At 45.3% G+C, this 20,218-nt stretch carries 25 protein-coding genes; 14 read left to right on the top strand and 11 right to left on the bottom strand.

From position 1 onward, the window contains the following. Positions 1-119: 119 nt before the first annotated feature. Positions 120-509, top strand: a complete 390-nt coding sequence (locus tag A136_RS01120; protein WP_004735319.1) for a RidA family protein — start codon at positions 120-122, stop codon at positions 507-509. A 124-nt stretch (positions 510-633) separates the two neighbouring features. On the opposite strand, the gene A136_RS01115 is transcribed toward A136_RS01120, so the two are convergent. The 8 genes from A136_RS01115 to mlaF all read right to left on the bottom strand — a co-directional run bounded on the left by A136_RS01115 (position 634) and on the right by mlaF (position 6,113). Beyond that, a complete protein-coding gene (locus tag A136_RS01115; RefSeq protein ID WP_017058926.1) occupies positions 634-1,359 on the bottom strand; it encodes a 1-acylglycerol-3-phosphate O-acyltransferase in 726 nt (241 codons plus the stop codon). Between the two features lie 152 nt (positions 1,360-1,511). Further along, positions 1,512-2,777, bottom strand: coding sequence for a UDP-N-acetylglucosamine 1-carboxyvinyltransferase (murA, locus tag A136_RS01110; RefSeq protein WP_017058925.1), 1,266 nt, complete (start codon positions 2,775-2,777; stop codon positions 1,512-1,514). 8 nt (positions 2,778-2,785) lie between these two features. After that, on the bottom strand, positions 2,786-3,040 hold the full coding sequence (gene ibaG, locus A136_RS01105; protein WP_004735316.1) for a BolA family iron metabolism protein IbaG: 255 nt from the start codon (positions 3,038-3,040) through the stop codon (positions 2,786-2,788). 13 nt (positions 3,041-3,053) lie between these two features. After that, positions 3,054-3,362 (bottom strand): STAS domain-containing protein, encoded by a 309-nt coding sequence (locus A136_RS01100; RefSeq protein WP_017058923.1) that lies wholly within the window; start codon positions 3,360-3,362, stop codon positions 3,054-3,056. Next, entirely contained in the window at positions 3,362-3,991 is a 630-nt protein-coding gene (locus A136_RS01095; RefSeq protein ID WP_120459707.1) for an MlaC/ttg2D family ABC transporter substrate-binding protein, read from the bottom strand. The genes A136_RS01100 and A136_RS01095 overlap by 1 nt, the downstream gene beginning before the upstream one ends. 52 nt (positions 3,992-4,043) lie before the next feature. Further along, positions 4,044-4,535 (bottom strand): outer membrane lipid asymmetry maintenance protein MlaD, encoded by a 492-nt coding sequence (gene mlaD, locus A136_RS01090; RefSeq protein ID WP_017058921.1) that lies wholly within the window; start codon positions 4,533-4,535, stop codon positions 4,044-4,046. A 2-nt stretch (positions 4,536-4,537) separates the two neighbouring features. Then, positions 4,538-5,317, bottom strand: coding sequence for a lipid asymmetry maintenance ABC transporter permease subunit MlaE (gene mlaE, locus A136_RS01085; protein WP_017058920.1), 780 nt, complete (start codon positions 5,315-5,317; stop codon positions 4,538-4,540). A gap of 1 nt (position 5,318) precedes the next feature. Beyond that, entirely contained in the window at positions 5,319-6,113 is a 795-nt protein-coding gene (mlaF, locus tag A136_RS01080) for a phospholipid ABC transporter ATP-binding protein MlaF (RefSeq protein ID WP_017058919.1), read from the bottom strand. Between the two features lie 264 nt (positions 6,114-6,377). On the opposite strand from mlaF, the gene A136_RS01075 reads away from it, so the two are divergent. The 12 genes from A136_RS01075 (at position 6,378) to mgtE (ending at position 15,650) form a co-directional block, all read left to right on the top strand. Continuing rightward, complete coding sequence (locus A136_RS01075; RefSeq protein ID WP_017063737.1) at positions 6,378-7,343, top strand: calcium/sodium antiporter; 966 nt, start codon at positions 6,378-6,380, stop codon at positions 7,341-7,343. Between the two features lie 34 nt (positions 7,344-7,377). Next, positions 7,378-8,349 (top strand): arabinose-5-phosphate isomerase KdsD, encoded by a 972-nt coding sequence (gene kdsD, locus A136_RS01070; RefSeq protein WP_017063736.1) that lies wholly within the window; start codon positions 7,378-7,380, stop codon positions 8,347-8,349. After that, positions 8,349-8,906 carry a 3-deoxy-manno-octulosonate-8-phosphatase KdsC gene (gene kdsC / locus A136_RS01065; protein ID WP_017058916.1) on the top strand — a complete coding sequence of 186 codons (558 nt, stop codon included), beginning with the start codon at positions 8,349-8,351 and terminating at the stop codon, positions 8,904-8,906. The genes kdsD and kdsC overlap by 1 nt, the downstream gene beginning before the upstream one ends. Then, positions 8,903-9,466: an LPS export ABC transporter periplasmic protein LptC gene (gene lptC / locus A136_RS01060; protein WP_004735306.1), complete on the top strand. Its 564-nt coding sequence runs from the start codon at positions 8,903-8,905 to the stop codon at positions 9,464-9,466. The genes kdsC and lptC overlap by 4 nt, the downstream gene beginning before the upstream one ends. Then, entirely contained in the window at positions 9,447-9,941 is a 495-nt protein-coding gene (gene lptA, locus A136_RS01055; RefSeq protein WP_017058914.1) for a lipopolysaccharide transport periplasmic protein LptA, read from the top strand. The genes lptC and lptA overlap by 20 nt, the downstream gene beginning before the upstream one ends. 2 nt (positions 9,942-9,943) lie before the next feature. Continuing rightward, positions 9,944-10,669, top strand: coding sequence for an LPS export ABC transporter ATP-binding protein (gene lptB, locus A136_RS01050; RefSeq protein ID WP_004735304.1), 726 nt, complete (start codon positions 9,944-9,946; stop codon positions 10,667-10,669). A gap of 54 nt (positions 10,670-10,723) precedes the next feature. Then, positions 10,724-12,184 carry an RNA polymerase factor sigma-54 gene (locus A136_RS01045; protein ID WP_017058913.1) on the top strand — a complete coding sequence of 487 codons (1,461 nt, stop codon included), beginning with the start codon at positions 10,724-10,726 and terminating at the stop codon, positions 12,182-12,184. Positions 12,185-12,246: 62 nt separating this feature from the next. After that, complete coding sequence (gene hpf, locus A136_RS01040; protein WP_009847742.1) at positions 12,247-12,534, top strand: ribosome hibernation promoting factor; 288 nt, start codon at positions 12,247-12,249, stop codon at positions 12,532-12,534. Position 12,535: 1 nt separating this feature from the next. After that, positions 12,536-12,997, top strand: coding sequence for a PTS IIA-like nitrogen regulatory protein PtsN (gene ptsN / locus A136_RS01035; protein WP_004738707.1), 462 nt, complete (start codon positions 12,536-12,538; stop codon positions 12,995-12,997). Between the two features lies 1 nt (position 12,998). Further along, complete coding sequence (gene rapZ, locus A136_RS01030) at positions 12,999-13,868, top strand: RNase adapter RapZ (RefSeq protein ID WP_017063735.1); 870 nt, start codon at positions 12,999-13,001, stop codon at positions 13,866-13,868. 2 nt (positions 13,869-13,870) lie between these two features. Next, the gene (locus A136_RS01025; protein ID WP_017063734.1) at positions 13,871-14,146 is read left to right on the top strand and encodes an HPr family phosphocarrier protein; all 276 of its coding nucleotides are present in this window, start codon (positions 13,871-13,873) and stop codon (positions 14,144-14,146) included. Positions 14,147-14,294: 148 nt separating this feature from the next. Then, a complete protein-coding gene (gene mgtE / locus A136_RS01020) occupies positions 14,295-15,650 on the top strand; it encodes a magnesium transporter (protein ID WP_017058911.1) in 1,356 nt (451 codons plus the stop codon). 96 nt (positions 15,651-15,746) lie between these two features. On the opposite strand, the gene pmbA is transcribed toward mgtE, so the two are convergent. Beyond that, on the bottom strand, positions 15,747-17,090 hold the full coding sequence (gene pmbA, locus A136_RS01015) for a metalloprotease PmbA (RefSeq protein ID WP_017058910.1): 1,344 nt from the start codon (positions 17,088-17,090) through the stop codon (positions 15,747-15,749). 118 nt (positions 17,091-17,208) lie between these two features. Here pmbA and yjgA point away from each other — a divergent pair, with 118 nt between their 5' ends. Continuing rightward, complete coding sequence (yjgA, locus tag A136_RS01010) at positions 17,209-17,733, top strand: ribosome biogenesis factor YjgA (protein ID WP_017063733.1); 525 nt, start codon at positions 17,209-17,211, stop codon at positions 17,731-17,733. Positions 17,734-17,856: 123 nt separating this feature from the next. On the opposite strand, the gene thiQ is transcribed toward yjgA, so the two are convergent. Together thiQ and thiP are read right to left on the bottom strand one after the other, a co-directional pair. Next, positions 17,857-18,561 carry a thiamine ABC transporter ATP-binding protein gene (thiQ, locus tag A136_RS01005; protein WP_017063732.1) on the bottom strand — a complete coding sequence of 235 codons (705 nt, stop codon included), beginning with the start codon at positions 18,559-18,561 and terminating at the stop codon, positions 17,857-17,859. Further along, positions 18,561-20,174 (bottom strand): thiamine/thiamine pyrophosphate ABC transporter permease ThiP, encoded by a 1,614-nt coding sequence (gene thiP, locus A136_RS01000; RefSeq protein ID WP_017063731.1) that lies wholly within the window; start codon positions 20,172-20,174, stop codon positions 18,561-18,563. The genes thiQ and thiP overlap by 1 nt, the downstream gene beginning before the upstream one ends. Positions 20,175-20,218 lie beyond the last annotated feature (44 nt).

Here is a 20,218-nt window from a genome sequence, read left to right as displayed (position 1 = left end):
GACCGAATGTAAAAACTATCAAATACCTCGCCTGTGCGGGGTATTTTGCGCTTTACCTATCCAAAGTTTGAAGGCACACTGAAAATTGATTTTTATCTAATAACTGATGGAATAAACCAATGACTAAAGTACTTCACACAGAATCTGCTCCAGCTGCAATCGGCCCATACGTACAAGGCGTTGACCTTGGCAACATGGTACTGACTTCTGGTCAAATCCCAGTAAACCCAGCAACTGGTGAAGTATCTGCTGATATCGCAGAGCAAGCTCGCCAATCTCTAGACAACGTTCAAGCGGTTGTTGAAGCTTCAGGCCTGACTGTAAAAGACATCGTAAAACTAACGGTATTCGTTAAAGACCTAAACGACTTCGGCACAGTAAACGAGGTTTACGGCAAATTCTTCGATGAGCACGGCGTTGCAAACTACCCTGCACGTTCATGTGTTGAAGTAGCTCGTCTACCAAAAGATGTAGGTATCGAGATCGAAGCTATTGCGGTTCGCAAATAGCTTTTAATCTCTAGATTAAACACCTTCGGATAAACGACTTAGCGTAATGCTGAGTGTTTATTAGATACAAAAAAGGTTGCCCCGTTGGCAACCTTTTTTATTGTTCATCGTTTCGCTTAGATAATTACTTTTTATTAAGCTCAACCACTTCTTTGTCTAACTCTTCAAGTTTCGCAGCCATCTGCTCACGAGCTAGGTTAGCCAGTTCACGAACATTAGACTTGTCGTAGCCTTCAGTGCTGATTGGTGGCAGCATTTCAACAATCACGTGACCATTGTTCCAACGGTTTAGCTTCACGCCACCGGTTGAGCTACACACGATAGGGATGATAGGCAAGCCAGCACCAATCGCAGCATGGAATGCACCTGTTTTGAATGGCAGCAGACCACGGCCACGAGAACGAGTGCCTTCAGGGAACATCCAAACTGAAACATCGCTCTCTTTTAGACTCGTCACGACCTGATCAATCGTACCTACCGCTTTGCTACGGTTAGCACGGTCAATTAGGATGTTACCCGTCAACCAGTAAAGCTGACCAAATAGAGGCATCCACACTAGGCTTTTCTTACCAACAGTTACCACTTTTGGCGTTACCGCTGATGAAATCGTGAATAGATCCCAGCTGTTTTGGTGGTTCGCCACATAAACATGTTGGCCGCGAGAGTAGGCATCTTCTGGGATGCGAAGCTCTAACTTCATGCCGAAGATCTTCGACATGCGACCGAAATAACGGCCAAAGGTAAATACGTGTTTCGGGTTGCGTGGACTTAATAGGCAGTAACCACAACCAAATACAAACATAAGAATCGCAAATATCGCCACTGCGAAAATACGTAATATTGCTATCATTTTGTTCCTCACCGACCGCCAAGTTGATTCATCTATTCGCGCAAAAATGAGCAATAGATTTACTCGCGGTAAATACAACTATAAAAAAGCCGAAACCAAGGTTCCGACTTTTATGTTTTCATCTTACTGATTCATGAATCCACTAACCTAGGTTAGTTCGACTCACTAAATCGTGTAATGTTTGCGCCTAAGGCTGACAATTTATCTTCAATCTTATCGTAGCCACGATCGATGTGATAAATACGGTCAACGATGGTTTCACCTTGAGCAATACAGCCAGCAATAACAAGGCTCGCAGATGCGCGAAGGTCCGTTGCCATTACTTGAGCGCCGCTCAGTTTTTCCGTTTCACCACAGATAGCCGTGTTACCTTCGATTTCCGCTTTTGCACCCATTCGCTGTAACTCAGGAATGTGCATAAAACGGTTTTCAAAGATAGTCTCAGTGATAACACCACTGCCCTTCGCCATCATGTTAAGCAGAGTAAACTGTGCTTGCATGTCGGTTGGGAAACCAGGGTGAGGTGCCGTTACGATTTTCACCGCTTTCAGTTCACGACCCGTCATATCAAGACTGATCCAGTCTTCGCCCGTTTCAACCTTCGCACCCGCTTCTTCAAGCTTCGCTAAGGCAGCTTCAAGAAGATGAGCGTTGGTGTTGCGACAAACCACTTTACCGCCAGAAACAGCAGCAGCAACCAGGAAAGTACCTGTTTCAATACGGTCAGCAACCACAGAGTGTTGGCCACCACCAAGACGTTCAACGCCTTCGATAGTAATCGTATCTGTACCTGCGCCAGAAATTTTAGCACCCAGTTTGTTTAGGAAGTCAGCCGTATCAACAATCTCAGGCTCACGCGCTGAGTTATCGAGTACTGTTGTTCCTTCCGCTAGCGTTGCTGCACACATGATAGTAATGGTGGCACCCACACTTACTTTATCCATCACGATGTGCGCGCCTTTCAGACGGCCATCAACACTTGCTTTCACATAACCATCTTCCAACTTAATGGTCGCACCTAGTTGCTCTAGGCCGTGGATATGCAGATCAACAGGTCGAGCACCAATTGCACAACCGCCTGGAAGTGACACTTGGCCTTCACCAAAACGAGCGACTAGAGGACCTAAAGCCCAGATAGAAGCACGCATTGTTTTCACTAAATCGTAAGGCGCACAAAATTCATTAATTTCGCTGCCATCAACATGAACACTACCATTACGCGATACTTTTGCGCCTAAACGCTTAAGCAGTTCCATCGTAGTATCGATGTCACGTAGGTGAGGAACGTTACTTACTTCCACTGGCTCTTCAGCAAGAATTGAAGCAAATAAGATAGGTAGCGCTGCATTTTTTGCGCCTGAGATCGTCACTTCACCGCTTAGCGGCTTATCCGATCCAATAACTCGAAACTTTTCCATCATAAACCTTAAAGTGACATCAGTTTCTTATCACGTTCCCACTCTTCTGGCGTAAAAGCCTTAATAGAAAGAGCATGGATGTCATTGCGTTGAATGTATTCCATTAGTGGGCCGTAGATTAGTTGCTGCTTCTTAACTCGATTCATGCCGTCAAAACATGCATCAACCGCAACAACTTCGTAATGACTGCCTTCACCCTTCACGAAAATCTCCTGAAGGTTCAGTGCCGCTGCTAATAATTCTTGTACTTTTGTGCTGTCCACAAATAGCTCCTGCCTAATTTTTTATGTGTTCTGCCATCATTGGCTGGATATTGCTCAATTGGAACAACGTTCGTAATTGTTCTGGCACGAAACTGAGCATTATATGACAGTTTTGATTTTTTGCATGCTCTAATAAGTGAATTAGCATCACCATTCCTGCTGAATCGACTCGATTTATATGGCTAAGGTCAATTTCAACGCTCGATTCCGTCGTTTGCCACTTTTCCAATATACGCCAGATTGCAGGGACACTGTCTCGGTCTAAATCACCGAACAGTTGATACTCTTTAGAGCTTAGCGCTTGCCATTGAGAATGGCTCATTATTTGTTACTCTCAAAACGAATCGGTTGTGCGGCTAATTTCTCTAGTTCGTCTGCAACTTGTAAGATGCCTTCTTGACGAATCTTAGTATTCCACTCCGATTGCTTGCTCGACAACAAGCTAATACCTTCGGCAACCATATCAAATGCTTTCCACTCGCCAGATTTCTTGTCTTTGCGAAGCTTAAATTCAAGCTTAATGTTTGGTCGCGGCGTATCGATGATGTCGACCTTGATACTGGTAATGCGGCTATCCGCTTTGATTTTTGGTTCTGGACCAAATTCAATCGTCTGATCTGTGTATTGAGTCAGCACTTGGGCATAAGAAGAAACAAGGTATTTACGGAATGAATCGATAAACACGCCCACGTCTTTTCTATCCGCGCCTTTCAAGTTTGGTCCAAGTAACTTAAGAGCTGCATATTGTGCATTCACATAAGGCATCAACTCTTCTTCCACGATGACCTTCAATAACTCTGGATCTTGGTGGATGTTGTCTTGTTCACTCTTCAAACGCTCAAATGCCACTTCGGCAACTTGAGTCATCATCTGGTAAGGCTGAGTACGGTCAATCGATTCTGCAGCAAAGGCTTGGGTAGAAATAAGCAACGCCATTGCCGCCATAAACATTGATTTCAAGTAACCAATAGCTTTTAAATAACTAATAGTTTTCAACATTATCTTATTCCTTAGCTTCGCTGTCATTAGAACCACCAACGCTATACAACACTTGGCCAATCAAATCTTCTAGTACCAATGCTGACTTAGTGTCTTCAATTGAATCACCATCGACCAACATCTCTTCATCATCAAAAATGAAGCCTGGAACCAGACTAATGTACTGCTCACCAATTAAGCCAGATGTTAAAATTTGAGCACTAGAGGTATCTGGAAATTGTGAGTACTTCCCGTCAATAGACAGTTCAACGACAGGAAGGTAGCTCTCGGTATCAAGCTCAATGCTTTTAACTCGTCCAACAACGACGCCACCCACTTTCACTGGAGAACGAACTTTTAGGCTGCCAATGTTGTCAAAGGTCGCTTTTAGATTGTAAGTATGGTTCGAACCTATGCCTTTTACGTCAGCGACTTGAAAGATCATGATTAAGATTGCGCAAATTCCGGCAATAACAAAGGTGCCGACCCATAATTCTAATTTTCGAGTTTGTTGCATGATTAATTCCCAAACATCAATGCGGTAAGAACAAAATCTAGCCCTAGTACCGCTAGAGAAGAGTGCACTACAGTGCGTGTGGTTGCCTGACTGATACCTTCTGAAGTCGGTACTGCGTCATAACCATTGAAAAGTGCGATCCAAGTTACGGTGATAGCGAAGACCATACATTTGATCATGCTGTTACCAATATCTCGGCCAAGTTCTACTGAAGACTGCATCGCAGACCAGAAACTGCCGTGATCAATGCCTTTCCAATCAACACCAACCAGTTGACCGCCCCAAATACCTACCGCCATAAAAATCATAGCAAGCAATGGCATTGAGATAAGCCCGGCCCAAAGACGTGGTGCAATAATGCGTTTAAGAGGGTCAACGGCCATCATCTCAAGGCTTGAGATCTGCTCTGTTGCCTTCATTAACCCAATCTCTGCCGTGAGTGCTGAACCGGCTCGACCTGCAAATAATAACGCAGTCACCACAGGCCCCAACTCACGCAACAGTGAAAGCGCGACCATTTGACCAAGGTTTCCCTCAGCGCCGTAGTCAATTAACACGACATAGCCCTGCAGGCTGAGCACCATGCCGATAAACAGACCCGAAACTAAAATAATAGCCAATGACTGAACGCCAACGCTATAAAGTTGTTTTACTAATAAGGGGAAGTTTTTTAGTCGCGGGATGCCAAACAAAGCCCCAAATAACATCAGGCTTGCTCGACCAAATGACTCACAGCTCGCAAGTGTACGCTTACCGACACCCGCAATAGTTTTAACAATCATATTAAAACAAATCCTTTTCTAAGCTCTTCGCAGGGAATCTAAATGGTACTGGACCATCGGCTTCGCCTTGCAAAAATTGCTGCACTCTCGGATCGCTATTGTTGTACAACTCATCAGGTGTTCCAGCGGCAATAATCTTGCTATCTGCCATGAGGTAAACCCAATCAGCAATACTCATCACCTCTGGCACATCGTGAGAAACAACAATCGAGGTTAAGCCCAAGGCTTGATTGAGATTTCGTATCAATTCAACCAATACGCCCATGGTGATGGGATCTTGGCCAACAAACGGCTCATCGTACATGATAAGTTCTGGATCCAGTGCGATTGCGCGCGCCAGTGCGGCACGCCTAGCCATTCCGCCAGACAACTCACTCGGCATCAATTGCGCAGCACCACGTAATCCTACCGCTTCAAGCTTAAGTAATACGATGGTACGAATGAATTTTTCATTAAGTTCAGTGTGCTCTCGCAGCGGAAACGCCACATTATCAAAGACATTGAGATCCGTAAAAAGCGCACCCGATTGGAATAGCATGCTCATTTTCTTACGTGCTTGATATAGCTTTCGACGTGATAATGCAGGGATATTGTCACCATCAAACCAAACTTCGCCTTCATCTGGCGGCAGTTGCCCACCGATCAAACGCAGTAAAGTCGTTTTGCCGATCCCAGACGGCCCCATGATGGCGGTTATCTTGCCTTGAGGCACCTCTAAACTGATGTCATCAAAGATAACGCGGTCACCGCGTGAGAAGCTGAGGTTCTTAACTTTCACAAGCTCAGTGTTCAACATATTTTTGTTGTTTCCTTGCTTTAAAAAACGCCAATTATGGCTGCAATAATAATGAGTCTACTTTAGAATTAAAAGCACTGTTCAATTAATTCATATTAAACAGGAATCTATGCAGGGATTTGAAAGCATTAGGAAATTATCTATTGATCTCTCTTTCTTGCCTGCTAACTGGTAATTAATTTGCCGAGTGACTTCCCTTTTATCTAGCAACAGGTCAAAATTAGCGGTTAATTCTCCGTTTTTATTAATTTTTTAGGAATCATCATGCTTGAAGCGATTGCGTTTCTTATTATCGGTCTAGGTTTTTTGGTGTGGAGTGCAGATAAGCTGGTTTACGGTGCCGCTGCTCTTGCTCGCAACTTCGGTATTTCACCACTAGTTATCGGTATGACGATCTTAGCAATGGGGTCTTCGGCTCCTGAAATGATGGTTTCTGCGACAGCAGCCCTTGATGGCAAAACAGATACAGCTGTAGGCAACGTACTGGGCTCTAACATCGCCAACATCGCGCTGATTTTAGGTATTACAGCCCTTATCAAGCCGTTATCGATTAGCTCAGGCGTGATTCGTCGTGAACTACCATTAATGATCGGTGTCACTCTGCTAGCGGGCGCCCTATTGTGGGATAACCATTTAGGCTTCTATGAAGGCGTGTTGTTGTTTGTTCTTTTTGCCGCGTTTTTGTTTGCTATGTTGCAAATCAGCCGCAGCGAGAAAAAGAACGGCGATGCTTTCCTTGATGAGCAAGAATCAGAGATCCCTGAAGGCGTAAGTAACCCTAAGGCTGCAATGTGGGTCGTGATTGGTCTAATCGTCCTACCTTTAGCTGCTGATATGCTGGTAGATAACGCTGTGATCATCGCGAAGTTCTTCGGCATGAGCGACCTTGTCATTGGTTTAACCATCATTGCTGTTGGTACTAGCCTTCCTGAACTTGCAGCATCACTAGCCGGCGTTATGAAGGGTGAAGATGATATGGCTGTAGGTAATATCATTGGTTCAAACGTATTCAACATCCTTGCTGTTATGGGTATCCCGGGCATCCTAAACCCTTCGATCTTGAGCGAGTTCGCTATGGGTCGTGACTTCTGGGTAATGCTAGGCGTATCGCTACTACTTGTTGTGATGGCACTAGGAAAATCTCGTAGTGTGAATCGTATTGAAGGCGGCGTGTTAATTGTGACGTTCGTGGCCTACCAAAGTTACCTATTAATGAACATGTCGGCTTAATTGTTGATTTAACTTCCCGTACTTGGAGTATTTGATGTCTCAGCCATTTGATTACCGCAGCGTTGCAAAACAAGTTTTGGAAACCGAAGTTGCAGGTCTCACTCAATTAGACCAATATTTTAATGATGATTTTTGTAAAGCTTGCGACCTTATCCTGAACAACAAAGGCAAAGTCGTTGTGATGGGCATGGGTAAATCAGGCCACATTGGCAACAAAATCGCAGCAACATTGGCAAGTACCGGGACATCGGCTTTCTTTGTTCACCCAGGCGAAGCGGCGCATGGCGACTTAGGCATGATCGAACCTGGTGATATTGTGATTGCAATATCCAACTCCGGCGAATCGGGAGAAATCCTCAGCCTATTTCCTGTGTTAAAGCGTCTGAACATCAAGATCATCAGCATGACAGGCAAGCCAGCATCAAACATGGCAACCCTGTCTGATATCCATTTACAAATTTCAGTACCGGAAGAAGCTTGTCCGCTGGGCTTAGCACCAACAACAAGCACCACGGCGACTTTGGTCATGGGTGATGCATTAGCCGTTGCACTTTTGCAGGCTCGAGGCTTCACCGCTCAAGACTTTGCCCTGTCTCATCCTGGTGGCGCTTTAGGTCGTCAGCTGCTGTTGAAGCTCGACGACATCATGCACACAGGCGATTCACTTCCTGTTGTAGCACCCGACGCACTAGTAAGAGACGCTCTACTAGAGATATCTCAGAAAGGCTTAGGCATGACAGCAATCGTTGGTGAAGATGGCCAAATGGCCGGTATTTTTACCGATGGTGATTTACGCCGTATCTTAGACAAACGCGTTGATATCCATAACACGCAGATCGGTGATGTGATGACGCTAAACCCGACGGTAGCCGAGCCAAACATGCTCGCGGTTGAGGGCTTAAACTTGATGCAAGCGAAGAGCATCAATGGCCTGATGTTATGCCAAGAAGGTAAATTAGTCGGAGCGTTAAACATGCATGACTTACTGAAAGCAGGAGTAATGTAATGACACAGACAGTCGAAACTCTATACGGCACTGTTAATTCAGATGTATTTGCAATTGCAAAAGAGATCAAACTGCTGATTTGCGATGTCGATGGTGTCTTCTCTGATGGTCGCATCTACATGGGCAACAACGGTGAAGAGCTGAAAACCTTCCACACTCGTGACGGTTACGGTATCAAATCACTGATGAACGCAGGCATTGAAATCGCGATCATCACGGGTCGCAAATCTCAAATTGTTGAGAATCGTATGACCGCTCTAGGCATTAAGCTGATTTATCAAGGTCAAGACGATAAAGTTAAGGCATACCAAGATATTTGCGATAAGCTTTCTGTAAACCCTGAAAATACAGGTTACATCGGAGACGATCTGATTGACTGGCCTGTAATGGAAAAAGTTGGCTTGAAGGTCTGTGTGGCAGATGGGCACCCGCTACTTGCAAAGCGTGCAAACTACGTGACAACCATTAACGGTGGTCATGGCGCGGTACGTGAAGTCTGTGACCTTATTTTACAAGCAAGAAATGAACTCGACGTGCATAAAGGTTTAAGCATATGAGTTTTACTCGTATTATCTATTTAATACTCATATTTATTGCCTCTTGGTCGACCTATTACTTGTACGACAAAGAGCAAACATCAACGATACAAGTGGCTCCAAATTTGGAGCTGCCCGCGTTTAGTGGCAAAAGCCTGAACAACATTAGCTACGACGAAAGCGGTATTCGCAGCTATCAGGTTGAATCGACGTATTTAGAACACTACTCAGTAGTTGGCGATACGCACTTTCAAAACCCAGTTCTTTCGGTATTCCGTGAAGGGCACACGATTGAATGGCAAGTCACCGCTGATCGCGCGATTATGGATGAGAATCAAGTTGTCACGTTTTATGACAACGTCGTGGCAAAGAACCTGTTGCCAGAAGCCAGCTTCGATACAATGACCACAGATAAAATGGTTGTTGAGCTGCCTAGCCGAGATTTTTATTCAGAGACTCCGGTCCATATGATCGGTACATTTTTTGAAACTGAGGGACAAGCAATGAAAGGTAACTTCGGTACCAACAATGCAACCCTCTTTAATTCTGTTCAAGGTAGATATGAAACTCTTACACCTTAGTTTATTCGCTTTGACCCTTGCGGCACCTAATGTCTATGCTCTGTCTTCGGATAGTGAGCAACCTGTCTACATTGACTCAGACAGCCAGCAATTGGATATGAAAAGTAACCAAGTGACTTTCCTTGGTGATGTGAACCTTAAACAAGGCAGCATCAATATCAATGCCGATAAGGTTATTGTTACTCGTAACGCCGTAAACGGTGAGATTGAAGAAATTCAAGGCTTCGGTAAGCCAGCAACCTTCTCTCAGCTTACTGACGACGGTAAGACACTCTACGGTGAAGCTGACGACCTGCACTACCAGCTTGTTGCCGACCGACTGATCATGACTAAGAATGCGATGTTATCTCAAGATGGCAGCATCATTCGCGGTTCTAAGATCACTTACCAGATCGGTTCTCAGAAATTAGTCGCTGACAGTGGTGAAAACAAACGAGTGTCAACGGTTTTACAACCAACGGAAGTGAATAAGTAACGATGGCTGTTCTTAAAGCAAAAAACCTAGCGAAAACCTACAGTAAACGTAAGGTTGTTACCGATGTAAGCTTACAGGTAGAGTCAGGCCAGATCGTCGGTCTGCTTGGGCCTAACGGTGCAGGTAAAACCACATCTTTCTATATGATTGTTGGTTTGGTGGCGCGTGATGAAGGTACCATCAGCATTGATGACCGAGACATCAGTATCTTACCAATGCACAGCCGCTCTCGTCTTGGTATCGGTTACCTGCCTCAAGAAGCATCGATTTTCCGTAAGTTGTCCGTAGAGAACAACATCATGGCGGTTTTACAAACCCGTGATGAAATGACCAACGAACAACGCCAAGATAAGCTGGAAGACCTGCTAGAAGAGTTCCACATCCAACATATCCGCACCAGCAATGGTATGGCTCTGTCGGGTGGTGAGCGTCGTCGTGTAGAGATTGCTCGTGCACTAGCAGCAAACCCGCAGTTCATTCTATTGGATGAACCATTCGCCGGTGTTGACCCGATCTCAGTAATCGATATCAAAAAAATCATTGTTCACCTGCGTGATCGCGGCTTGGGCGTTTTGATTACCGACCACAACGTTCGTGAAACATTAGACGTGTGTGAAAAAGCTTACATCGTAAGCCAAGGACACCTGATCGCTGAGGGTACTCCTGAAGATGTTCTCAATAACGAACAAGTTAAACAAGTTTATCTAGGCGAACAATTCCGTCTATGATTATATAGAGAGTATCGAGAGTTCTAAGAATAATAACTAGGTAAGTCACACTGAATGAAACCCTCATTACAACTTAAGCTAGGCCAACAGTTAGCAATGACTCCTCAATTGCAGCAAGCGATTCGTTTGTTGCAATTGTCTACTTTAGATTTGCAGCAAGAGATTCAAGAAGCACTTGAATCTAACCCACTACTCGATGTCGAAGAAGGCAATGAAGATACGCCAACATCGGAAGAAAAACCTAGCAGTGACGAAAAAGAAACTGTTGAAGCCACAGAGCAAGACTTACCTGATAGCTCAGACTTAATCGAAAAATCAGAGATTGGCAACGAACTAGAAATCGACACAACTTGGGAAGACGTCTACAGCGCGAACACCGGTAACACGGGTATTGCGATTGATGACGACATGCCGGTTTATCAAGGCGAAACCACTCAAAGCCTGCACGATTACCTACTTTGGCAACTCGACTTAACGCCATTCACTGACACCGACCGAAGCATCGCTTTTGCATTAATCGATGCCATCGACGACTACGGCTACCTCACTGTAACTTGTGAAGACATCCTTGAAAACTTCGACAATGAAGAGATCGAGCTTGATGAAATTGAAGCGGTACGTAAACGAATTCAGCAGTTTGATCCGCTAGGTGTCGGTTCAGTCAACCTGCAAGATTGCTTGTTACTGCAACTGGCAACCTTTCCCCAAGATACGCCTTGGCTTAACGAAGCTAAGTTAGTACTTACTAGCCATATCGACCAACTCGGCAATCGCGATTACAAACTGGTTATCAAAGAGACCAAGTTGAAAGAAGCAGAACTACGTGAAGTTTTGCAACTGATTCAACAGCTGGACCCTCGTCCTGGCAGTAAGATTACTCCGGATGAAACTGAGTATGTGGTTCCAGATGTATCTGTCTTCAAAGACCTTGGCAAATGGTTAGTGACCATTAACCCTGATAGCGTGCCTAAGTTGAAAGTGAATCAGCAGTACGCTGATCTGGGCAGTAAAGGCAACAGCGCCGACAATCAATACATCCGCTCAAATTTGCAAGAAGCAAAGTGGTTAATTAAAAGCCTAGAGAGCCGAAATGAGACGCTACTCAAAGTTGCGCGATGCATTGTTGAACATCAGCGTGATTTCTTCGAACATGGCGAAGAAGCGATGAAGCCAATGGTTCTTAATGATGTTGCGTTAGCTGTTGATATGCACGAATCCACGATCTCTCGTGTGACGACTCAAAAATTCATGCATACGCCACGTGGTATCTTCGAGCTCAAATACTTTTTCTCAAGCCATGTCAGCACTGACAATGGCGGTGAATGTTCATCTACAGCAATTCGCGCACTCATCAAGAAGCTTGTCGCAGCGGAAAATACCGCGAAGCCTCTAAGTGATAGTAAGATTGCTGCTTTACTGGCTGACCAAGGAATTCAGGTAGCTAGACGTACCATAGCGAAATACCGTGAGTCTCTGGGCATTGCCCCATCGAGTCAGCGTAAACGCCTGCTATAAGCTCATTTAGTCGCTAGTTACTTAGCAACTATGATCAGGCAACCAACTGAAAAGGAAAGTCTATGCAAATCAATATTCAAGGCCATCACGTTGATCTTACCGATTCAATGCAAGACTATGTTCACACCAAATTCGACAAACTTGAGCGCTTCTTTGATCATATCAATAGCGTTCAGGTTGTTTTAAAAGTTGAGAAAATCAATCAAATCGCAGAAGCTACCCTGCATATAAATCAGGGGGAAATCCATGCGACAGCAACAGATGAAAGCATGTATGCCGCGATTGATTCATTGGTTGATAAACTCGTCCGCCAACTCAACAAGCACAAAGAAAAGCTAAGTAGTCACTAACATGCAATTAAGCGAAGTACTTTCATTGGACTGCACCAAAAGTGCAGTCCAATGCACAAGCAAAAAAAGAGCCCTTGAGCTCATCAGCCAGATAGCAGCTGAGAGCTGCGGTCAAGATTCAACAGAGCTATTTGAGTGTATGTTGAGCCGTGAGAAGATGGGCAGTACCGGTATTGGTAATGGTATCGCGATTCCCCATGCTCGTATGAATGTCAGTGATAAAGCGATAGCTGTATTACTGCAATGCCAAGATCCTATCGAATTTGATGCGATTGATAATCGTCCTGTCGACCTACTATTTGCCCTGCTTGTTCCTAGCGAACAATGCAAAGAGCATCTAAAAACCCTTTCTTGTATGGCAGAACGACTAAACGACAAGCAGACTCTTAAACAGCTGCGTAATGCTCAGAGCGATCAAGAGCTTTACGACATCATGATTCAAGTGCCAACTTGCGAGCAATAACATGCGATTAATCGTGGTTAGTGGCCAATCAGGGGCCGGTAAAAGTGTTGCGTTACGAGTCCTAGAAGACTTGGGGTATTACTGTGTCGATAATCTACCAGTAAACCTGCTCAACAACTTTGTCGAATCGGTACGCGAAAGCAACCAAAACGTTGCGGTAAGTATTGATATACGTAACCTACCGAAAGAGCCTCAGTTAGTCACCGACACGCTCGAGCAACTCGAGTCAGCTACAAACATCGATGTTGATGTATTGTTCCTCGATGCCAGCAAGCAGACACTCCTTAAGCGCTACAGCGAAACCCGCAGAATCCACCCTTTATCAATTGGCCAAGAAAAGCTCTCTCTTGAGCAAGCGATTGATTTAGAGAAGACACTTCTGACACCTCTCGCAGAGCACGCCAGCATTGTGATCGACAGCAGTGACTGCAACCTCTACGAATTGAGTGAAAAGGTTCGATTTAAAGTTGAAGGCAAAGAGAAGCAAGAGCTGATCATCGTCTTTCAATCTTTCGGTTTTAAGTATGGCTTGCCAAGTGATGCCGACTACGTGTTTGATGTTCGCTTCTTACCAAACCCTCACTGGGAACCTGCACTACGACCACTAACCGGGCTAGATGCACCAATTCACTCCTTTCTAGAAGAACACTCAGAAGTTCTGGAACTCAAGCAACAGATCCAAGGCTTTGTTGAACAGTGGTTACCAATGTTAGAGAAGAACAATCGCAGTTACCTAACGGTCGCGATTGGCTGTACTGGCGGCAAACACCGCTCGGTTTATCTAACCCAGAAAATTGGTGAGTACTTTGAGCAACTTGGCCATCAAGTTCAAATCAGACACGCCTCCCTAGAGAAGCACCAACAGGGCTAACCATGGAATTAACTCGAACTGTACTGATCCAAAATCGCTTGGGTCTTCACGCTAGAGCAGCCGTAAAGTTGGTTGAGCTTGCACAAAGCTTTGATGCCACTATCACAATTCATAGTGAAGAAGATAAAAGTGCCACCGCAGACAGCGTAATGGGGTTACTTATGCTGGAATCAGCGCAAGGGCAACATATTACGATTCAAGCTGCAGGTACCGATTCACAGCAAGCACTGGATGCCGTCTGTCATCTCATTGAAGACAAGTTTGATGAGGGTGAGTAGCGAAAACGCTTCACTCACAACGCCTAAGACTCAAACAACGAACCAACCAATATTAAATCTTAGTTCTATCTAAGTTTATGATTTAAATAAGCCCCAGAATTAAGTTACTATTCCAACCATTGTTAGAATAATGAGATAGGAGGAAAATATGGCAGAGCAATTAGAATTCGACCAAGCTCACCAAACCCTCCAAGAAGTCAGCGAAGCCCTAGAAAACGGCCGATTTGTTCACGTACGCCGACAACTTCAGGACATGGAGCCTGAAGATATTGCACACCTTTTAGAAGCCTCCCCTCGCAAAAGTCGTGACGTACTCTGGCAACTCACCGATCCTGAAGACTACGGTGAAATTCTTGATGAACTAAACGAAGACGTCAAAGATGCTCTTGTGTCGAAAATGGCACCTGAGACCTTGGCAGAAGCAACCGAAGGTATGGAAACCGATGACGTCGCGTACGTACTTCGAAGCCTACCCGACGATGTTTCTCGCGAAGTCCTTTCTCAAATGGACTCCGTCGATCGTGCATTAGTTGAAACTGCCCTGTCGTACCCTGAAGATTCAGCGGGTGCGATCATGAACACCGACGTAATCACGATTCGTGGTGATGTCGATGTTGACGTTGTATTGCGCTACATGCGTATGCGTGGCGAACTGCCGGATGCAACTGATGCTCTGTATGTTATTGATGAAGAAGAACGTCTTATCGGTAACCTATCACTTACCACGCTAGTAACGACTCAACCTGATGTCCCTGTTTCAGAAGTGATGGATGATGCCGACGAAGCGATCGCGGTAGAAACCAGTGCGTCAGATATCGCGAGCCTGTTTGAACGTCGTAACTGGGTTTCTGCGCCTGTCATCGATAGTAACCAGCACCTTGTTGGTCGTATCACCATCGATGACGTGGTTGATGTTATCCGTGAAGATGCCGAACACTCAATGATGAGTATGGCGGGTATGGACGATGACGAAGATACCTTCGCACCGGTCGTAAAATCTGCTCGTCGTCGTAGTGTGTGGCTTGGTGCTAACGTACTCGCAGCACTTGCTGCCGCATCAGTATCGAATATGTTTGAAGCAACGCTCGACCAAATGGCAGCGATTGCAGTACTGATGACTATCGTACCTTCAATGGGTGGTGTTGCCGGTAACCAAACCGTTGCTCTGGTGATTCGTGGTTTGGCACTCGGTCATATCGGTGACAGTAACAAACGCGAACTGCTACTCAAAGAGGCAGCCATCGGCTTCCTAAACGGCGTTCTATGGGCCGTTATCATTGGTGGTATCGTGGTGGCTTGGAAAGGTAACTGGATACTGGGAGGCATCATCTCAGCGGCGATGATGACCAACTTGATTGTCGCAGGTATTGCTGGTGTAACTATCCCAGTGATGTTGAAGAAGATGAATATCGATCCAGCCCTTGCTGGCGGTATGGCACTGACCACAGTAACCGATGTTATTGGCCTATCGGTGTTCCTAGGCTTAGCGACCATACTGATCTAGTTAGCATAAGCAGTTAGCCAATTTTTGGCGAAATACAGAAAACAAAAAGGGAGCCACGGCTCCCTTTTTTAATTCATCAGATTCGCTTTAATTGAATTACTCGCCTGCGACTTTCATTGACTCAAGCAAGATTGAACCCGTTTGAATTTGCGAACGTGTTTCTACGTCGTTACCCACAGCAACAATCTGAGTAAACATGTCTTTTAGGTTACCTGCGATTGTTACTTCTGATACTGGGTATTGGATCTCTCCGTTTTCAACCCAGAAACCCGCAGCGCCACGTGAATAATCACCCGTTACGGTGTTTACGCCTTGGCCCATCACTTCAGTGACTAGGAAGCCAGTACCCAACTCTTTTAGCATCTGCTCAAAGTTTTGACCGGTCGATTTAACGAACCAGTTATGAATACCACCAGCATGACCGGTTGGCGTCATATCCATCTTACGTGCGGCATAGCTCGTTAGTAGGTAAGTTGCTAGCACACCGTCAGTGATGATTTCACGATCTTGAGTGAACACACCTTCGCTATCGAATGGGCTTGAAGCCAAACCACGCAAGATATGTGGTCGCTCAGAAATGTTAAACCAGTCAGGTAGGATTTTCTGACCGAGATGATCCAATAGGAATGACGACTTTCGGTAAAGGTTACCGCCACTGATCGCCATAACAAGGTGACCAATCAAGCCAGTTGCCACATCATTAGCGAACATAATTGGATACTGGCCTGTTGGTAGCTTTTTCGCATCCAAACGGCTAATGGTCTTTTCTGCAGCTTCTTGACCTACACGCTCAGGCGTCCACAGCTCGTCACGGTGACGTGCAACGGTGTAGCTGTAGTCACGCTCCATCTCACCGTTAGCGCCTTGTCCAATTACACAGCAGCTCGTGCTATGACGACTAGAAGCATAGCTTGCTAGTAAGCCATGGCTGTTACCATAAACCTTAACGCCATAGTGGCTGTCGTAGCTTGCGCCATCACTCTGTTTGATCTTATCGCTATAAGCTAACGCTTGCTTCTCAGCAGCAATCGCAATCTCAGCGGCATAGTCAGGGTTTGGTTCATCAGGGTGAAAAAGATCCAAATCTGGAATTTCTTTTACCATGTATTCTTTTGCCGCAGGACCGGCAAATGGGTCTTCAGAAGTGTACTGAGCGATATCAAGTGCGGCCGCGACGGTTTGAGCAATCGCCTTTTCACTCAGATCAGATGTAGATGCGCTGCCTTTTTTCTGGCCGCGATAAACAGTAATACCTAGCGCACCATCACTATTAAATTCAACGTTTTCCACTTCACACATACGTGTTGAAACACTTAAACCCGTTGACTTAGTAATAGCGACCTCAGCTGCGTCTGCACTCACTGATGCCATATCCAACGCTTTAGCTACTGCGGCTTCTAGCTCAACTCTTTGCTGGGCGACTTGCTGTTTTACATCCATATCTATTCTAATTTTTTAGGTCAATATTACGTAGGATAACAAGAATTTCGCTTTCTCCCCAAGATTCTTGCTAAAATAGGCAATATATTCGTTTGAGATAGTGACATAGGCAGAAAAGATGGCTCGCAAAAACCAAAAAGCCCCATGGGAACCAGAAGAAGAAATCATCTGGGTAAGTAAGACAGAAATGAAAACCGACATGGAAGCGCTACAAAAACTGGGGGAAGAACTTGTTTCCCTGAAGCCTTCTGTATTAGACAAGTTTCCTCTGTCTGAAGATTTGGCACAAGCGATTAAAGATGCACAACGCTTTAAAAATGAAGCGAAGCGCCGTCAACTTCAATACATTGGTAAAGTAATGCGCAATGTTGATCCTGAGCCAATTCAAGCGGCTTTGGATAAAGTACGTAACAAGCACTCACAAGCAACCGCTGAACTACATAAGCTTGAGCAACTGCGTGATCGTGTTGTTGCTGAAGGTGATGCGGCTATTTCAGAAGTAATGGAAATGTACCCTGAAGCAGACCGTCAGCGTCTTCGTCAGCTAGCTCGCCAAGCTAACAAAGAGAAATCAGCGAACAAGCCTGCAAAGTCTTCTCGTGAGATCTTCCAAATCTTAAAAGAGCTAAAGCTAGAAGACTAATCTTTGTCGCTTTATTCTGTAAGACAATAAAAGACCTAGCGCATGCTAGGTCTTTTTGTTTTTGACGCACTCGATATCAAGAAGCACTCAATATCAATAAATACTCACAGGAGTGATGAGTCGTCACTCACCCGCTTTAACAAATGAGCTTAATTCTGTCTGTGGATGATCCGCCGTCAGTGCCTCTATCGAGTCTTCAACCAACACCTTACCTAGCGCCACAAACACAAACTTATTCGCGATACTGCGTGCGTCACCTAAATGGTGAGTCACCATCAAGACCGTAATATTTCGCTCTGCCGCTAATCGCTTCACTAAGCTAAGCATCTCTTCACGCAGCAAAGGGTCAAGCGCAGAGAAAGGTTCATCAAGCAGCCAAATATCATGAGGTTGGACAAAACAACGCGCTAACGCGACACGCTGGCGTTGACCACCGGATAAGTGCTCAGGCAATCTATCCAAATACTCAGCGACGCCAACTTGCGCTGCGGCTTGCTCCACAGCTTGCTTTTGGGTTGCAGTAAGCTTTAAACCTGGATGCAGACCTAAACCAATATTTTCTCGCACCGTAAGGTGAGCAAACAGGTTGTGCTCTTGAAACAACATCGCCAACGGACGCTGATGTGCTTCTTTACCAATAAGCGACTGCCCAGCCACTGATATCTCACCCGATGTAGGCTCGATGAAACCAGCAACTAGCGCCAACAGTGTAGACTTACCCGCACCACTCGGCCCCATAAGCGCAACAATATCGTCCTGCTCAGCTTGAAAATCAAAGCTAAACAACTCTCTGTGATAGTGGTAATCCACATCTTTCATCACTAACATCATCGGTTCCTTAATTCTTTAGCATCGAGCTTAGATCTTCGAGTAAATAAGAATTCTATTAAGCTAAAACTGCCGACACTCAGTAACAGTAAGCTCACAGAAACTACCGCCGCCGCTTCCATTTGATAGCTGCCTAACAATTGGAATAGGTACAAAGGCAGAGTTCTAAAATCTTGGCTACCAAACAAAGCAATCGCGCTTAAGTCACCCATCGCCAACATAAAGCTAATCGAGAAGGCTTGCGCCATCGGCTTACGCAATGCTCGCCACTCCACTAACCTAAAACGCGTGAAACCTGTCATACCCAAGCTTGCACACACATACTGGTACTGCTGAGACAAATGCAGCATAGGTTGAGCTAGGGTTTTAATTACGTAAGGCAGCGCCATTAAGCTGTTGACGGCAATCACGATAAAGAAAGCTAAACTGAATACATCGGTGAATGAACGCAGTAATAAGAAGATACCCGTACTGATCACCAGCCCCGGAGTCACCAAGATAATAGTGCCAATCAGCTCGATTTTATCGGCTCGAAAATTCTTGTTCTGTAAACGCCATGCTCGGCTAGTCAGTAGTATGGCGATACCAATACCAACTGCGATAACACTTGCTAATGACGCGACTTTAACCGAGGTCATTAACGCCGCCCAAAACGGCTCGCTGCTGAGTACGGTTAATGCCTGCGAGTTAATTCCACTGACGATAACCATAGCTAATGGCGGCAATACCAGCATTGAGACTATGATGATCCAAAAGCTATCCCAAGCTTTTGACCACCAGCTGTCCTTAACCAAATATTTCTCTTCCGACAGCTGACTGGCCGTCACTGAAATAGGCTTCGATAGGCGTTGAATGCTCACCGCTAGCACACCACACAGCAGCATTTGCCATATCGCGAGCAAGGCACCAGCTTGAAGGTCAAAGTCGAATTTAATCGCCTGATAAATAGCGAGCTCGATAGTGGTTGATTTAGGTCCACCGCCTAGCGCCATCACGGTAGCAAAGCTGGTAAAACACAACATGAAGACTAAGCCACACACATGTGGTAATTGCTGTCTTAAGCGAGGCCATTCAACCCATCTGAATTTGTTCCAATGACTCATACCCAAGTGAGCACAAAGCTTGTGTTGCTCGGCAGGCACGGTATCTAACGCTTGCAGAAGTAAGCGACTGGCATAAGGCAAGTTGAAGAAAACGTGCGCCAGCAAAATACCATTCAATCCGTATATGGAAAATGGCAATTCAATATCGAAGTTCGCCAAAAACTTAGCTAACCAACCACTATTGCCATAGATCGCAAGTAAGCCAAATACACCCACTAACACTGGCAGGACTAAGGTCGACGCGAACAGCCTTAACAACAAAGCGCGTCCAAAAAATTGTCTACGACACAGCGCATGAGCAATAGGTATAGCAAAGCCAACACTCAGTGCCGTTGAGAGTGTCGCCTGATAAAAACTGAATTTCGTTACATGCCAATAGTAGGGATCGGACCATACTTGGCTGATATCAAGAGAAGGGGCATTGCTAAGCAATGCCCCAACTGCTGAAACCACGAAGGCGGTAATGAGTATCGCAACCCAGATACCTACCTTAGGTGTTTTCTTTATCATAGATTGATTTTTTACCGTAAATGGTTCGCTCAGTTAACATCGAA

Origin of the sequence: Vibrio crassostreae 9ZC13 (assembly GCF_000272045.2) — a bacterium.
Taxonomy (GTDB): Bacteria; Pseudomonadota; Gammaproteobacteria; order Enterobacterales; family Vibrionaceae; genus Vibrio; species Vibrio crassostreae_C.
Note: the sequence above shows the minus strand (reverse complement) of the source record. Positions and strands in the feature narration are given on the sequence as shown.

Excerpts from the sequence above, each read along its gene's own strand:
- A136_RS01095 (WP_120459707.1), bottom strand. The coding sequence starts at position 3,991 with ATGTTTATGGCGGCAATGGCGTTGCTTATTTCTACCCAAGCCTTTGCT.
- A136_RS01075 (WP_017063737.1), top strand. The coding sequence starts at position 6,378 with ATGCTTGAAGCGATTGCGTTTCTTATTATCGGTCTAGGTTTTTTGGTG.
- A136_RS01100 (WP_017058923.1), bottom strand. The coding sequence starts at position 3,362 with ATGAGCCATTCTCAATGGCAAGCGCTAAGCTCTAAAGAGTATCAACTG.
- kdsD (WP_017063736.1), top strand. The coding sequence starts at position 7,378 with ATGTCTCAGCCATTTGATTACCGCAGCGTTGCAAAACAAGTTTTGGAA.
- A136_RS01120 (WP_004735319.1), top strand. The coding sequence starts at position 120 with ATGACTAAAGTACTTCACACAGAATCTGCTCCAGCTGCAATCGGCCCA.
- yjgA (WP_017063733.1), top strand. The coding sequence starts at position 17,209 with ATGGCTCGCAAAAACCAAAAAGCCCCATGGGAACCAGAAGAAGAAATC.
- ptsN (WP_004738707.1), top strand. The coding sequence starts at position 12,536 with ATGCAATTAAGCGAAGTACTTTCATTGGACTGCACCAAAAGTGCAGTC.
- thiP (WP_017063731.1), bottom strand. The coding sequence starts at position 20,174 with ATGATAAAGAAAACACCTAAGGTAGGTATCTGGGTTGCGATACTCATT.
- A136_RS01025 (WP_017063734.1), top strand. The coding sequence starts at position 13,871 with ATGGAATTAACTCGAACTGTACTGATCCAAAATCGCTTGGGTCTTCAC.
- lptC (WP_004735306.1), top strand. The coding sequence starts at position 8,903 with ATGAGTTTTACTCGTATTATCTATTTAATACTCATATTTATTGCCTCT.
- A136_RS01045 (WP_017058913.1), top strand. The coding sequence starts at position 10,724 with ATGAAACCCTCATTACAACTTAAGCTAGGCCAACAGTTAGCAATGACT.
- lptB (WP_004735304.1), top strand. The coding sequence starts at position 9,944 with ATGGCTGTTCTTAAAGCAAAAAACCTAGCGAAAACCTACAGTAAACGT.
- thiQ (WP_017063732.1), bottom strand. The coding sequence starts at position 18,561 with ATGTTAGTGATGAAAGATGTGGATTACCACTATCACAGAGAGTTGTTT.
- mgtE (WP_017058911.1), top strand. The coding sequence starts at position 14,295 with ATGGCAGAGCAATTAGAATTCGACCAAGCTCACCAAACCCTCCAAGAA.
- murA (WP_017058925.1), bottom strand. The coding sequence starts at position 2,777 with ATGGAAAAGTTTCGAGTTATTGGATCGGATAAGCCGCTAAGCGGTGAA.
- rapZ (WP_017063735.1), top strand. The coding sequence starts at position 12,999 with ATGCGATTAATCGTGGTTAGTGGCCAATCAGGGGCCGGTAAAAGTGTT.
- kdsC (WP_017058916.1), top strand. The coding sequence starts at position 8,349 with ATGACACAGACAGTCGAAACTCTATACGGCACTGTTAATTCAGATGTA.
- pmbA (WP_017058910.1), bottom strand. The coding sequence starts at position 17,090 with ATGGATGTAAAACAGCAAGTCGCCCAGCAAAGAGTTGAGCTAGAAGCC.
- lptA (WP_017058914.1), top strand. The coding sequence starts at position 9,447 with ATGAAACTCTTACACCTTAGTTTATTCGCTTTGACCCTTGCGGCACCT.
- mlaF (WP_017058919.1), bottom strand. The coding sequence starts at position 6,113 with ATGTTGAACACTGAGCTTGTGAAAGTTAAGAACCTCAGCTTCTCACGC.
- hpf (WP_009847742.1), top strand. The coding sequence starts at position 12,247 with ATGCAAATCAATATTCAAGGCCATCACGTTGATCTTACCGATTCAATG.
- mlaD (WP_017058921.1), bottom strand. The coding sequence starts at position 4,535 with ATGCAACAAACTCGAAAATTAGAATTATGGGTCGGCACCTTTGTTATT.
- A136_RS01115 (WP_017058926.1), bottom strand. The coding sequence starts at position 1,359 with ATGATAGCAATATTACGTATTTTCGCAGTGGCGATATTTGCGATTCTT.
- mlaE (WP_017058920.1), bottom strand. The coding sequence starts at position 5,317 with ATGATTGTTAAAACTATTGCGGGTGTCGGTAAGCGTACACTTGCGAGC.